The organism is Luteimonas sp. 22616 (assembly GCF_052044325.1).
Classification (GTDB): domain Bacteria; phylum Pseudomonadota; class Gammaproteobacteria; order Xanthomonadales; family Xanthomonadaceae; genus Luteimonas.
On sequence record NZ_JBQEMW010000001.1, the window covers coordinates 2,592,197 to 2,606,752 of the forward strand.

Sequence of the window (14,556 nt, forward strand, 5' to 3'; positions counted from 1 at the left end):
CGCCGGGAGCAGATGCCCCTCGCCCGCGTTCTTCCAAACAGGGAGGAAGCGCGGAAGCCGATACACCGCGAGCCCCGACGCCGGCATCGATGCGCTGGCGCGTGCTGCTGGTCGATGACAGCACCGACGATGCCGAACTGGCGCGGATCGAACTGCACGGCGCCGGCATTGCCACCGATTGCCGGCACGTGGACAGCGAAGCCTCGCTGATCGCCGCGCTCGCGGATTTTTCGCCGCACCTGGTGCTGTCGGACCTCAACATGCCCGGGTTCAGCGGCGAACACGCCTTCGCCATCGTGCGCGAACGCGCGCCGGCGGCGCGCTTCGTGTTCCTCACCGGCGCGCTCGAGGACGACACCCCGCTGCCGCCTGCCGATGCGGTGCTGTTGAAGCATGAACTGCACGCGCTGCCGGGGCTGGTGCGAGAGCTGCTCGGCGCGTAGCGCGCCTTGGCTCTTGTCGCGGCGCTAGGCGTTCTCGCGCTGCAGCTTCCGGATCTGCGCTTCCACCGCCACGATCGCGGTCATGTTGACCACGCGGCGCGGGGTGCTGGCGGGGGTGAGCACGTGCGCGGGCTGGTCGATGCCCATCAGGATCGGGCCGATGGCCACGCCGTCGGTCATCACCCGGATCATGTTGTAGGTGATGTTGGCCGCGTCCAGGTTGGGCATCACGAACAGGTTGGCGCGGCCCTTGAGCGTGGTGTTGGGGAACATGCGCTCGCGCATGTCCTCGTGCCACGCGGTATCGCCCTGCATTTCGCCGTCCATGTCCAGGCGCGGCGCGCGGCGGGCGAGGATCTCGCGCACCTTGCGCATCTTCGCCGCCGAGGCGTTGTCGTGGCTGCCGAAGTTGGAGTGCGACAGCAGCGCCACCCGCGGCTCGACGCCGAACAGCTTCAGCCGGTACGTCGCCTGCAGCGTGCTCTCGGCGATCTGTTCGGCGGTAGGGTCGAGCTGGACGTGGGTATCGAGGAAGAACCACAGGCCGCGGTCGTTGATCACGCCGGTCATCGCCGAGGTGCTGGTGACGCCCGGGTCGAGGTCGAACACGCTGCGCAGGTAGCCCAGCTTCTTGTGGTAGCGGCCGACCAGGCCGCAGATCAGGCCATCGGCCTCGCCTCGCTCGACCATCAGCGCGGCGATCAGCGACGGGCGCGAGCGCAGCAGGTTCTTGGCCGCGTCCGGGGTGACGCCGCGACGCTCGGTCAGCGCGTGGTACTGGGTCCAGTACTCGTGGAAGCGCGGGTCGTCGTTGATGTTGGTGAGTTCGAAATCCTCGCCCGCGCGCAGGCGCAGGCCCAAGCGCTGGATTCGGGTTTCGATGACGTCCGGGCGGCCGATCAGGATCGGCCGCGCCAGCTGCTCGTCGACCACCGTCTGCACCGCGCGCAGCACCGATTCTTCCTCGCCTTCGGCATAGACCACGCGCTGTGGATCAGCGCGCGCGCGGTCGTAGACCGGCTTCATCATCAGGCCGGTGCGGTGGATGAACTGGCCGAGCTTTTCGCGGTAGGCGCCGATGTCGGCGATCGGGCGCAGTGCGACGCCCGATTCCATCGCCGCTTCGGCCACGCACGGCGCCAGGATCGTCAGCAGGCGCGGGTCGAACGGGCGCGGGATGATGTAGTCGGCGCCGAACGAGGTGACTTCGCCGCCATAAGCGCTGCCCAGGTCGGACGATTCCATCTGCGCCAGCCGCGCGATCGCGCGCACGCAGGCCAGCTTCATCGCCTCGTTGATCTCGGTGGCGCCCACGTCCAGCGCGCCGCGGAAGATGTAGGGGAAGCACAGCGCGTTGTTGACCTGGTTCGGGTAGTCCGAGCGGCCGGTGGCGATGATGCAGTCCGGGCGCACCTTCTTCGCGTCTTCGGGCAGGATCTCCGGGTACGGATTGGCCAGCGCGAGGATGATCGGCCTGTCGGCCATCGTCGCGACCATGTCCGGCTTGAGGATGCCGCCGGCCGACAGGCCGAGGAACACGTCCGCGCCGGCGACCACTTCGGCCAGCGTGCGCTTGCCGGTCTCGCGGGCGTAGCGGGCCTTGTCGGGATCCAGGCCGGGGCGGCCGGCGTAAATCACGCCGTCGCGGTCGAACGCCAGGATGTTCTCCTTGCGCACGCCCAGCGCCACCAGCATGTCCAGGCAGGCGATGCCCGCCGCGCCGGCGCCGGTGGTGGCGACCTTGACCGTGGTGATGTCCTTGCCGGCGACCTGCAGCGCGTTGAGCATCGCCGCGCCGACGATGATCGCGGTGCCGTGCTGGTCGTCGTGGAACACCGGGATCTTCATCCGCTCGCGCAGCTTGCGCTCGACGATGAAGCATTCCGGCGCCTTGATGTCCTCGAGGTTGATGCCGCCGAAGGTGGGTTCGAGGCTGGCGATGATCTCGACCAGCTTGTCGGGGTCGCGCTCGTCGACCTCGATGTCGAACACGTCGATGCCGGCGAACTTCTGGAACAGCACGCCCTTGCCTTCCATGACCGGCTTGCCCGCGAGCGGGCCGATGTCGCCCAGGCCCAGCACCGCGGTGCCGTTGGAAATCACCGCCACCAGGTTGCCGCGCGCGGTGTAGTCGTAGGCGGCGGCGGGGTTGGCAGCGATCTCCTCGCAGGCGTAGGCCACGCCGGGCGAATAGGCCAGCGCCAGCTCGCGCTGGGTGACCATCGGCTTGGTCGCGGTGACCTTGATCTTCCCGGCCGGCGCGAGGCTGTGATAGTCCAGCGCCGCCTGCCTGAAGTCGTCGGACTGCTTGCCCGGCTGGTCGGGATCGGGCTTCTCGGGAGATTGTTCGGGCATTGTCTGGCGATTCGGCGATGACTGCTTCGATTCTACCTTGCCGCATCGGCCGGGGGCTTTTCGTCCGGGGCGTCAGCGTCCTGCCCGCCGCGCTTCGATCGCAACGACACGGGCGGCACGGCGGGTCCGGAAACAGACGTTGACGCGGGCAACACGCATAACCCGGGGTTATGCACGGCCTGCGTCTTTTCAATGGTGGGCCGACAGGCCAATGGCTAAGGTTGTGGCATCCCGTGCGGAACGCCGCCAACACCCGTCGCCCGCGCCGGGACCTGCTCCGATCAACGCCCGTGTCGTTGCACGACTGCCGCGACTCCCTCCGCCCGCGCCATTCCAGGACTGCCCAGACCCCATGCCTTCGATCGCCTCGCCTGCCCAGGCCACGCCCGCGTCCCGCTGGGCGCCTCCGTACCTGCTGTACCTGGGCAATGCGCCGGACCACCTGGCGGCCAAGACCGCGCGCGGCCTGGCCCATTGGCGGCCGCAGTGGTGCGTCGGCCAGTTCCGGGGCAGCGACTGCAGGACCACGCTCGACCTGCCGGACCTGGACTTCGGCCAGGCCGTGGAGGCCGGCGCGAACACCATGATCGTCGGCGTGGCCAACGCCGGCGGGGTGATGGATGCCGAAGCGGTGAAGCACGTCGTCGCCGCGCTGGATGCGGGCATGAACATCGCCTCGGGCCTGCACGAGCGGCTGGCCTCGCATCCGCAGATCGTGGCCGCGGCCGAGCGCAACGGGCGCTTCCTGTTCGATGCGCGGCAGCCGCCGCCGCTGGCCGTGGGCAATGGCCGCCGTCGTGCCGGCCGGCGCCTGCTGGCGGTGGGTACCGACTGCTCGGTGGGCAAGATGTACACCACGCTGGCGATCGAACGCGAACTGCGCGCGCGCGGCGTGCGCGCCGATTTCCGCGCCACCGGCCAGACCGGCATCTTCATCGCCGGCGCCGGCGTGCCGATCGATGCGGTGGTGGCGGATTTCATCTCCGGCGCCGCCGAATGGATCTCGCCCGCGCGGGAGGATGACGGCTGGGACCTGGTCGAAGGCCAGGGCTCGTTGTTCCATCCGTCCTATGCCGGCGTCTCGCTGGGCCTGCTGCACGGCGCCCAGGCCGATGCGCTGGTGCTGTGCCATGAACCCGGCCGCGCGCACATGCGCGGGCTGCCGCATTACCCGGTGCCGGACCTGGCGACCTGCCTGGAAGCCAACCTGCAGGCCGCGCGCCTGACCAACCCGGACGTCATCGCCGTGGGCGTGGCCGTGAACACCTCGCGCGCGGAAAGCGCCGACGCCGCGGCTCGGATCTGCGCCGAGATCGAGGACGCGCTGGGATTGCCCTGCCAGGACCCGGTGAGCATGGGCGTGGCACGCATCGCGGACCGGCTGCAGTCATGCTTCGCGAACTGAGCGCCCGGCATCGGAGCTGGCCGCTGGCCGCGCCGTTCCGCATTTCGCGCGGGGTCAAGCATTCGGCCGAAGTGGTGGCCGTCGAGATCCGCGAGGGCGAGCACTGCGGGCGCGGCGAATCCGTGCCCTACGCGCGCTACGGCGAAACGATCGAATCGGTGTTGCACCAGATCCAATCCGTCCGGCAGGCCATCGACGATGGCCTGTCCCGAGAGCAGCTGGCCGAACTGCTGCCGGCAGGCGCGGCGCGCAACGCCCTGGATTGCGCGCTGTGGGACCTCGAAGCGCAGCTCGCCGGTTCGTCGGTCTGGTCGGTGTTGCGCCTGGCGCCGCCGCAGGTCCTGACGACCGCGCTGACCGTGAGCCTGGACACGCCCGAACGCATGGGCGAGGCGGCCGCGCGGATCGCCTCGGCGCGGCTGGTCAAGGTCAAGGTCGATGCCAGCGCGCCGGCCGCGCAGATCGAGGCGGTGCGCCGCGCGGCGCCCGCAGCGCGGCTGATCGTCGACCCCAACGAGAGCTGGAACATCGACCTGCTGCGAGACATGCAGCCCGCGCTGGCAGCGCTCGACGTGGCGCTGGTGGAACAGCCGCTGCCGGCGGCGGACGACGACGCGCTGGCGGGTTTCGAATCGGCGGTGCCGATCTGCGCCGACGAGTCCTGCCATGTCGCCGCCGACCTCCCGCGCCTGCAGGGCCGCTACCAGGCCGTCAACATCAAGCTCGACAAGACCGGCGGCCTGACCGAGGCATTGGCATTGCGGGCCGCGGCGCGCGCCGGCGGATTCCGGATCATGGTCGGCTGCATGATTTGCTCGTCGATGGGAATCGCCCCGGCGTTCCTGGTGGCGCGCGGCGCCGAGTTCGTCGACCTCGACGGCCCGCTGTGGCTCGAGGCGGACCACGATGGCGGCGTGCAGTCACGGCATGGCGCCCTGCAGCCGGTGGCCGCCGGATTCTGGGGCCAGGCTGATGGCGCCATCGGCGACGGCGCGGCGGCCAGCGCGCGGTGACGGCCGCGGGCGGCATGCACGCCACGCCTGCCCACGCCCGTGCAACGCGGCGCGGGTGCCATGTGGCGGCGGCGCTCGCCGCGCTGCTGCTGGCAAGTTGCACCCAAGCCCCACCGCCCGCGCTGCCGGCGGCCGACGTCCTGCTGCTGGGCGGCCTGGTCTACGACGGCAGCAGCGACGCACCGCGCCAGGCCGACGTGGCCGTCGCCGGCGACCGCATCGTCTACGTCGGGCCCGATGCCGCCTCCCGCTTCCGCGCCCGGAACAGCCTCGACGTCCGCGGCAAGGTCGTGGCGCCCGGCTTCATCGATCCGCACACCCATCCGGACCGCTACATCCGTTCCGACGATCCCATCGAGCGCCTCAATGCGCCGTGGCTGTTCCAGGGTGTGACCACGATCTTCGCCGGCTCGGACGGCTCGGGTTCGCCCGACATCGCCGCGCAGCGCGACTGGTTCGACACGCATGCCATCGGCACCAACCTGGCGCTGTACGTCGGATTCGGCGCGGTGCGCTCGCGGGTGCTCGGGCAGGACGCGGCCGTGCCCACCGCGCAACAGCTGCAGCAGATGCGCGGGCTGGTCGCCCGCGCGATGTGCGAGGGCGCGTTCGGCCTCTCGGCCGGGCTGTTCTATGCGCCGCAGAGTTTCGCGAGCACCGACGAAGTGGTGGCGGTCGCGCGCGAGGCGGGGCTGCGCGGCGGGCTTTACGACACCCACCAGCGCGACGAGTCGTCGTATGGCATCGGCCTGCTCGGTTCGATCCGCGAAGTGCTGGAGATCGGGCGTCGCGCGGAGATCCCGGTCCACATTTCCCACATCAAGGCGCTGGGCGTCGATGTCCAGGGCCAGGCCGCGGCGGTCATCGAGCTGATCGAACAGGCGCGCGCCTCCGGGCAGCGGGTGACGGCAGACCAGTATCCGTGGCTGGCGTCCGGCACCCACATGGGCGCCGCACTGCTGCCGCGCTGGGCGGTCGACGGCGGCCGCAAGGCGCTGTTGCAGCGGCTGCAGCAGGCGGATGCGCGGGCGCGCATCCGCGCGGAGATGGTCGACAACCTGCGCCGGCGCGGTGGCGCGACGGCGCTGCTGCTGACCGGCAGCGGCTGGCCATGGACCGGCAGGACGCTGGACGAGATGGCGCGGGAATGGGGGGTCGATCCCGTCGAAGCCGCGCTGCGCATCATTTCCGAAGGCGGCGAGCGCACCGGCAGCCAGCGCGCGGCGGCGTCCGCCGACAGCATCGCGTCGTTCAACATGCGCAAGGACGACGTCGACCTGTTCATGCAGCAGCCCTGGGTGATCACCGGCTCGGACGGCAGCAACGGCCACCCGCGCCAGTACGCCACCTTCCCGGAAAAGTACGCGCGTTACGCCAAGCGGGACCACGTCATCAGCGTCGGCGACTTCATCCACCGCTCCACCGGCCAGAGCGCCGACATCCTCGGCCTCGAGGACACCGGCTACCTGCGCAAGGGCTATCTGGCCGACATCGTGGTGTTCGACCCGGAACATTTCGCGCCGATGGCCGACTATGTCCATCCGCGCGTGCTGTCCCGCGGCGTTGAATACCTGCTGGTCAATGGCAGGATGGCCATCGCCGATGGCGAGCTGACCGGCATCGCGGCCGGTCGCGTCCGCCTCCACCCACCCACGCCTGGGACCTGCCCGTGACGTTTCGACGCCGGCAGGCACAGACCGGATCCGTTTCGGGGAACCCACATGATTGAATTGAACGCGGTGCAGACCGTGGCGTTTGGCGGCATGGCACTGTTCCTGGGCTACGCGCTGTGCCGCGTGATCCCGGTGCTGGGTCGCTACAACCTGCCCGCGCCGGTCATCGGCGGACTGGTGATTGCATTGCTCGTGTTGTGGGCACACGGCCGCGACACCGTGCTGTTCCAGTTCGACACCGCGCTGCAGGGCCCGCTGATGGTGGCGTTCTTCACCTCCATGGGCGTCAACGCCAGCGTCGCGTTGCTGAAGGTCAGCGGCCGCCAGGTGATGGTGTTCCTGGCGCTGGCGTCGGGCTTCGCCGTGGTCCAGAACCTGGTGGGCATCGGCGTCGCCACGTCGTTCGGGCTGGATCCGATGTTCGGCGTGCTCGCCGGATCGGCCACGCTCACCGGCGGGCCGGCCACTGGCCTTGCCTTCGCGCCGCTGTTCGAACAGGCCGGGCTGGCCGGCGCGGAATCGATCGCGATCACCTCGGCGATGGCGGGCATCGTCTGCGGCGGCATCGTCGGCGGCCCCGCGATCACGGTGCTGATCCGGCGGCTGCGCCTGCGGCCTGCGGCTGGCCAGTCAGCGGAAATCCCCGCAGAGGCCGCGGCGGAGATCGATCTCGCCGTCGGCGACGGCGTCGTCGTGGACACCGAGGCCGCGCGCGAATACAACGCGCTCAAGAGCATCGTGGTGATCCTGCTGGCGATGTGGGTCGGCGCCTGGGTGGGCAAGGGCTTCGACGCGATCGGCCTCACCCTGCCGGTCTACATCGGCGCGATGCTGGTGGGCGCGGTGATCCGCAACTTCGACGACCGCACCGGCTGGGTCGGGCTCTCCGTGCAGACCACCGACCTGATCGGCAACGTGTGCCTCGCGCTGTTCCTGGCGGTGGCGCTGATGAACCTGAAGCTGTGGGAGCTGTCGGGGCTGGCGCTGCCGCTGGTGGTCAACCTGGTGCTGCAGGTCGTGCTGGTGGTGGCGTTCTGCGTCCCGGTGTTCCGCATCATGGGCCGCGACTACGACGCCGCGGTGATGGGTGGCGGGTTCATCGGTTTCATGCTCGGCACCACCGCCAATGCGATGGCGGTGATGCGCACGCTGGTGCTGCGCTACGGCCTGGCGCCGCGCGCGTTCCTGGTCGCGCCGCTGGTGGGGGCGTTCTTCATCGACTTCACCAACGCGCTGATCATCACCGGCTTCCTCAACTTCTGGCCGTAGGAAGGCGCTTGGCCGTGCGCGGGGCGACAACGGATGTGCGCCCCGTGCCTGTCCTCGATCGCGTGGGCCAGCGATGCCGTCATCCGCACGAAGGCGCGGATCCATGAACGTCAAGCCGCCAGTCGCAGCTTCCATGCATCCCCGCTAACGCGGGAATGCAATGGCCAGCCGATGCCCGGGATGCCTACTCCGCCGCCGGCGCGTCCGCGGCCTTCGCGATGAAGTGCTCGTGCAGGGCCCTGTTGACCTCGGTCCGCACTTCCATATCCCGGGTCCCGTTGGTGATCACGACGAAGCCGTACTTCTTCTCCGGGTCGAAGAACATGGAGCTGTACAGCCCGTACGCAGATCCCGTGTGCCCGGTCAGCACGACGCCAGGCACCAGCGCGCTGTCGGTGCGGATGGCCAGGCCGTAGCCGGCACCCTCGTCCGCATCGACGGTGGGCGTCTGCATCTTCTTCGCGTGTTCGGCCGTGATGATCCGCACGCCGTTCCACTCGCCCAGGTTCATGTGCATCAGCATGTACTTCGCAAGGTCAGGCGCGGAGATCTTGACCCCGCCGGTCGGGGAGAACACCGGTGTGTCGTAGCCCATCGTGTAGCCGTCCAGTCGCTTGCCCAGCGGCGCGTACGCCTGGTCCGAGCGCACGAAGCCCTCGCCCTCGCGCCAGCGGTAGATCTGCGCGAAGCGGTCCGCATCCAGCGCTTCTGGCACGTAACCGCCGTACAGGCCGAGCGGATCGAGTACGTGCGCCTTGACGTAGGCGTCGAACCGCTCGCCGGACGCCCGCTCCACGATCGTCCCAACCATGTTGTAGCCGAGGTTGGAGTACTCGTAGCCCTCGCCGGGTGCGCGGTCGGCGTAGCTGTCGCGCCAGGCCTCGCCGGCGCCGGGATTGATGAAGTCGAGGCTGCCGTACGTCTCCCCGTCGGTGATGGACGAAGTGTGATTCAGCAGCATCGCGAGCGTGATCGTCCGGTCAGGGAACGCAGGGTTGCGCACGGGAAAGCCGATCAGGTCGCCGACGTCGTCGTCCAGCGATAGCCGGCCCTGCTCCACCAGCTGCAGGATGCTGGTCGCTGCGAACGACTTGGAGATGGAGGCGATCCGGAAGACGTCGTCCTCGTCGAGGGGAATCTTCCTCTCCTGGTCCTTCCAGCCCAGGGCTTTCCGGTACACGACGGCATTGTCCCTGACCACCACAACCGCCAGGCCCACGGTTTCGTGCTCGGCCATCAGTTGGCCCAGGCGGTCTTCGATGCCTTGCGCGAGTGCCGGCGCCACGCAGGCCCACGACAACACGAACGCCGCACACAGCGCGAACGCGCGGCCCACCTTGCTGTCTTGCTTCATGATCCCTCCAACAGGAGCCGTCATCGTGCGGTTCCGCACGCCGGCTGCGTCCCGGGCGCGTCGTGCAGCTATGGATGGAAGCCCGGACACCGCTCGCCTACTGCGCGACGGCCGCGGCGCCGGGGCGGCGCGGGTCGGCGGCGCCTTCGACGCCGTCTCCTGTTTTCAGCAGGGTCTGGGTGCTGCCGATCGTTTCGTCTTGCACCACCTCGTGCCCGCGTGCCTGCAGTAGCCGCAGCGTGTCCGGGCTGAGGCCGCGTTCGATCCGCAGTTCGCCGCTGCGCATGTCCTGGTGGATGCGTGGCGCGCTGGTAGCCTCGGCGATGTTCATGTCGAAATCGACCACGTCGACGATGGTCTGCATGACCGTGCCGGGGATCGTGTTGCCGCCCGGGCTCCCGGTCACCATCCACAGTTCGCCATCGCGGAACAGCATCGTCGGCGACATGCTCGAGACCGGGCGTCGCCCGGGGCCAAGCAGGTTGGCCATGGTCTTCTTCGCGTCCTTGCCTGCCTTCGCCTGCGCGGTGATCGGGAAGTTGCCGATCAGGTTGCCGAGCAGGAAGCCGGTACCTTCGATCATCACGCCGGCGCCGAAATCCGAACCCAGCGTGTAGGTGTTGCTGACCGCGTTGCCGTCGGCGTCGATCACCGAGATGTGCGTGGTTTCCGTGCTTTCGTACTGCCATGGGTCGCCGGCGGCGAGGCTCGGTGCCGGCAGCGTTGTCGTCGGCGAGACCAGCTCCGCGCGCGCGGCGGCGTACGCCTTGGACGTCAGGCCGCTTGCCGGTATGTCCGAAAACCCCGGATCCCCGGCGAACCGGCTGCGGTCGCTCCAGGCCAGCTTGATCGCCTCGGCCATGTAATGCAGGGCGTCGGCGGAGCCCGCGCCCAACGCGGCCAGGTCGACCGATTCCAGGATGTTGAGCATCTCGATGATGCTGGCGCCGCCGCCGCTGACCGGAGGCATGGTGGCGATGCCGTGGCCACGATAGCTGCCGAGCAGCGCATCGCGCTCGATGGCGCGATACGCGGCAAGGTCGGCGCGCTTGATCAGGCCGCCGTGTTTTTCCATTCCTGCGGCCAGGCGCTCGGCGATCGCGCCGCGGTAGAACGCATCCGCGCCGTGGTCTGCGATCTGCTGCAGCGACCACGCCAGGTCCGGTTGCAACAGGCGTTCGCCGGCGCGCAATGCACTGCCGTCCGCATGCAGGAACACATTGGCGCCGGCTGCGCTGCGTGCCAGGCGCTCCCTGCCCCAGTCCAGCGCGAAGGCTTCATCGCGCGTCAGTACAAGGCCGTCGGCGGCCAGGCGGATGGCCGGCTGCAACAGCTTCGACCACGGCAGCCGACCGTATTTCTTGTGGGCGAGTTCCAGCCCGGCCACGGTGCCGGGCACGCCCGCGGCCCGATAACCGGCACTGTCGCCGACCACCTTTCCGTCATCATCGAGATAACGCTCCAGCGTCGCCGCGGCCGGCGCCACCGAGCGGTAGTCGATCGCGATCGTGCGCTTCTCGTCGGCCAGGTACACCAGCATGAATCCGTCGCCGCCGATATTGCCGGCGCGCGGCAGCACCACGGCCATCGCGAACGCGGTGGCCACCGCGGCATCCACCGCATTGCCGCCATCGCGCAGCACCTGGGCGCCGATGGCGCTGGCGACTTCGTTCTGGCTGGCCACCATGCCGCGATCGGCATGCACCGGCTTGTGGATCGCTTCGTAATTGAGCAGTTGCCGCGTCTGTGCCGATGCCGACGGCAGCCCGCCGGCCACGGCCAGCAATGCCAACAGCGCGCCTGCGATTCGCAGCCGATGCATCATCGCACTGGCGATCATTCTCATCCCTCCCGGAAATTGGTCGAACACCACGCCGCGACGGGACGCCAGCGGCATCGTCATCGCGGCCATGGCCGCTCCCACATGGCGACCGCGCCCGCATGCCGCGCTGGACGCCTCCGGCAAGCCGATGCTTCGGCCGCCGGAGCAATCCGCCCGGCTGCCCTTATTCGAATTCCTTGGTCAGGGTCAGGTAGTAGCCGCGGCCGCGGGCGCTGTGCACCTTGGTATAGAAGCCCGAAGTCGTGGGCCCCAACGGCGGCTCGTTGTCGGCGACGTCGCGCACGGTGAGGCGGATCGCGGAGTTCTCGAGGAAGTTGCCGGTCTCCCGGAACCGACGCTCCACATAGACGTTGGTCGTGCTCCAGCTGGGTATCTGGAACAGGTTGCCCTCGTCGTCTTCCGCGCTGGTCGATTCGAACTTGTCCGTGTACCGGGTGAAGGTGCCGATCTTCCAGTCGTTGATCTGCCAGGACGCGCTCAGCGAGGCGCGCCATTCCGGCGTGCCGTCGAAGCCCACCTGGCTGCCGGCCTGGCTGATGTTGAAGCCGTCATCGATGAGGCCCTGTTGCTGCGCCTCCAGGATCATCCGCTCGTCCGCTGTCGGCTGTTGGGTCATCTCGATCAGGCGGGACGCATTGAGCTGGATGTTGAAGGTGCCCGCGCTGTCGGTCTTCAGGCGCCAGTTGACCGAGAAGTCGAGGCCGCGCGTGGTGCGCGGCAGACGGTTGATGTAGATGTCGTTGATCTGCGCTACCGTGCCCACCGGCGCAAGGCCGGTACCCTCGAACTGCGCGATGCGGCTGTCGTCCGGGTCGTTGCGGATCACCGCCGGGTTGAAGGAACCCTGCATGCGCAGCAGGTAGTCCAGCGCCATCTGGGTGCTGCCGCCGAGGATGCCGATCACGTCTTCCTGCTCGATCGACCAGTAGTCCGCGGTCAGCGTCAGCTTGCCGAAGCCTTCCGGCAGGAAGGTCGGCTGGAACACGATCCCGGCCGACCAGGTATCGGCGGTTTCCGGCTCCAGGTTCTTGTTGCCGCTGCGCTGCTCGACGGTGCTGTAGCTTTCGCTGCACTGGCTGATGCTGTCGATGTCGCCGTTGCGGATGTCGGCCTCGCAGACGTAGTAATCCGTGCGCGTGTTGCTGACGGTCATGTCGTTCGCGTTGGTGAGCATGATGTTCGGCGCGAGGAAGCTCTGCGACCAGCTGGCGCGCATCATCAGGCCGTCCGTCAGGCCCCAGGCGAGCGCGACCTTCGGCTTGGCGACACTGCCGAAATCCGAGTAGTGCTCGTAGCGGCCGGCCAGCTGCAGATCCAGGTAGCGTACCAGCGGCACGTTCATCGCCGGCGAGACCAGCGGCACCGCCAGCTCTGCGTACACCGAACTGACCGAACGCTCGCCCGCGTTGTCCGGCGAAGGACTGGCGCCCAGGATGTCGCTGGTGATTTCGCCGGTCACCGGGTCGGTGTAGGTGATCGTGCCGTCGTGGTGGATGTCGCGATCGTCATCGAGCGTTTCTCGGCGCCACTCGACGCCCGCCGCCATGCCGACGTCGCCGGCCGGCAGGCTGAACATGTCCTCGCGCAGGAAGCGCGAATCGACCTGGAACAGCGTGCTGCGGCTCTTGCGGATGACCGGGATGGTGAACGAGGCGATCGTGTCCGGGTCGTTCGGCGTGCCGTCGGGGCCGTTCCAGTCCAGCGGGTCGCCGCCGTTGAACGGGTTGTAGGCGCCGGGATCGCTGCGCCCCAGCGCCTGCGTGAACAGCGTGTTGCTGATCGAGCCGTACTGCGCATCGCGGGTCTTGGCGGCCGAGTACAGCACCGCGCTTTCCCAGTCGAACGATCCCAGCATGCCGCGCACGCCGGCCACGATCCGGTAGGCGTCGTCGTCCACCGTGTACGGGCGGGACGTATCGGTCGGGCGGTAGCTGACCATCCGCACGTCCAGCCCCTCTTCCGGCGCGTCGATGCCCGGCAGGCGGTTCGGGTTGAGGGAGCCGTCGGGCAGGTACATCGCGCCGAACGGGTTGTAGTAGTTGGTCTTCGGCACGACGATCGGACCGGAGCCCACCGGGGCGGCCTGTTCGCGCATGCCCTCGTAGCGGGAGCGGTAGTAGCTCACCTCGCCGAACGCAACGAAGTTGTCGTTGATGTCCTGCTCGACGGTACCGAACAGGTTCTTGCGCCCGACGGCCCCCAGCAGGTTGCGCTGCGAGGCGGCGTTGAAACGCAGGTCGCGCGGGACCGTCGAGCCGGTTTCGATGCACGCGTTCTGGTCGATGGATGCGACGCAATCGCCCGATACCGGCTCGATGTGGAAGTAACCCGAGGCGCTGGTGACCAGCTTCCCGTCCTGCCTGACGCCGACCTTGTCGAAGGTCTGGAACGCGCCCCATGAGGTGGCTGAAAGGCGATCGTCGAACGCGGTATAGCCTTCGAACGGCGTGCCCTCCAGCCGCCAGCGCTTGTCCATGTCGGCGCTGTACCAGCGCTCGGACGCGGCCAGTTCGGTGCGGTCGGTGTAGCCGCCCAGCAGGGTCACCCGGGTGCGGCCGTCATTGAACCAGCGGCCGGCCTTGAAGTTGATGTTGCCCTCGCGGAAATCGGTGCCCTCGGACCCGCCGTACTGGGTCTGCACCTTGAATCCCTGGTACTGCGTATCCATCACCACGTTCATCACGCCGGCCACGGCGTCCGAACCGTACAGGGCCGAGGCGCCGCCGAGCAGGGTTTCCATCCGTTTGACGCCATACAGCGGAATGGCATTCATGTTGCCGGTCTGGCGCGGGACGAGGTTTTCCGTCTGCGTTCCCGGATGCGGCACCACGCGGCGCCCGTTGACCAGCAACAGCGTGTTGCCGGTGCCGATGTTGCGCAGGTTGATCGAGCCGACGTCGCCTCGCGCGGCATTGATGTTGGCCGCGGTGTCGGTGTTGTCGAACAGGAGATCCCCAACCTGCGGCAGGGTCTGCAGGAGTTCTTCGCCGGACACCGCGCCGGTGTCGGCGATGTCTTCCTCGCCCAGGACGATCACCGGGGCCATGCCGGTCTCGCTGTTGCCGGCCAGGCGGCTGCCCACCACCACGACCTTGTCGAGATCCGTGGCCCTGGACGTTGCGGGCGCCTGCTCGGCACCGGATACGGACGGCTGCGCCGGCTCGGACTGCTCCACCGCGGATTGCGCCGCCACCGGCTGCT

General features: G+C 68.7%; 9 protein-coding genes. 5 read left to right on the plus strand and 4 right to left on the minus strand.

Going from position 1 to position 14,556, the window contains the following annotated elements; translation table 11 throughout:
* The first annotated feature begins 89 nt into the window (after window positions 1-89).
* Entirely contained in the window at window positions 90-443 is a 354-nt protein-coding gene (locus ACTJIL_RS11875; RefSeq protein ID WP_440755710.1) for a response regulator, read from the plus strand.
* A 24-nt stretch (window positions 444-467) separates the two neighbouring features.
* Here ACTJIL_RS11875 and ACTJIL_RS11880 read toward each other — a convergent pair whose 3' ends face one another.
* The gene (locus ACTJIL_RS11880) at window positions 468-2,798 is read right to left on the minus strand and encodes an NADP-dependent malic enzyme (protein WP_440755711.1); all 2,331 of its coding nucleotides are present in this window, start codon (window positions 2,796-2,798) and stop codon (window positions 468-470) included.
* A 352-nt stretch (window positions 2,799-3,150) separates the two neighbouring features.
* Here ACTJIL_RS11880 and dgcN point away from each other — a divergent pair, with 352 nt between their 5' ends.
* The 4 genes from dgcN to gltS are packed head-to-tail and all read left to right on the plus strand — an operon-like array spanning window position 3,151 to window position 8,158.
* A complete protein-coding gene (gene dgcN / locus ACTJIL_RS11885; protein ID WP_440755712.1) occupies window positions 3,151-4,203 on the plus strand; it encodes an N-acetyltransferase DgcN in 1,053 nt (350 codons plus the stop codon).
* The gene (gene dgcA / locus ACTJIL_RS11890; protein WP_440755713.1) at window positions 4,188-5,216 is read left to right on the plus strand and encodes an N-acetyl-D-Glu racemase DgcA; all 1,029 of its coding nucleotides are present in this window, start codon (window positions 4,188-4,190) and stop codon (window positions 5,214-5,216) included. The genes dgcN and dgcA overlap by 16 nt, the downstream gene beginning before the upstream one ends.
* 14 nt (window positions 5,217-5,230) lie before the next feature.
* Window positions 5,231-6,889 carry an N-acyl-D-amino-acid deacylase family protein gene (locus ACTJIL_RS11895; protein ID WP_440755714.1) on the plus strand — a complete coding sequence of 553 codons (1,659 nt, stop codon included), beginning with the start codon at window positions 5,231-5,233 and terminating at the stop codon, window positions 6,887-6,889.
* A gap of 48 nt (window positions 6,890-6,937) precedes the next feature.
* Complete coding sequence (gltS, locus tag ACTJIL_RS11900; RefSeq protein ID WP_440755715.1) at window positions 6,938-8,158, plus strand: sodium/glutamate symporter; 1,221 nt, start codon at window positions 6,938-6,940, stop codon at window positions 8,156-8,158.
* Between the two features lie 184 nt (window positions 8,159-8,342).
* On the opposite strand, the gene ACTJIL_RS11905 is transcribed toward gltS, so the two are convergent.
* The 3 genes from ACTJIL_RS11905 to ACTJIL_RS11915 all read right to left on the minus strand — a co-directional run bounded on the left by ACTJIL_RS11905 (window position 8,343) and on the right by ACTJIL_RS11915 (window position 14,548).
* Window positions 8,343-9,512 carry a serine hydrolase domain-containing protein gene (locus ACTJIL_RS11905; protein ID WP_440755716.1) on the minus strand — a complete coding sequence of 390 codons (1,170 nt, stop codon included), beginning with the start codon at window positions 9,510-9,512 and terminating at the stop codon, window positions 8,343-8,345.
* A 97-nt stretch (window positions 9,513-9,609) separates the two neighbouring features.
* A complete protein-coding gene (gene ggt / locus ACTJIL_RS11910) occupies window positions 9,610-11,352 on the minus strand; it encodes a gamma-glutamyltransferase (protein WP_440755717.1) in 1,743 nt (580 codons plus the stop codon).
* A gap of 166 nt (window positions 11,353-11,518) precedes the next feature.
* Window positions 11,519-14,548: a TonB-dependent receptor plug domain-containing protein gene (locus ACTJIL_RS11915; RefSeq protein WP_440755718.1), complete on the minus strand. Its 3,030-nt coding sequence runs from the start codon at window positions 14,546-14,548 to the stop codon at window positions 11,519-11,521.
* Window positions 14,549-14,556 lie beyond the last annotated feature (8 nt).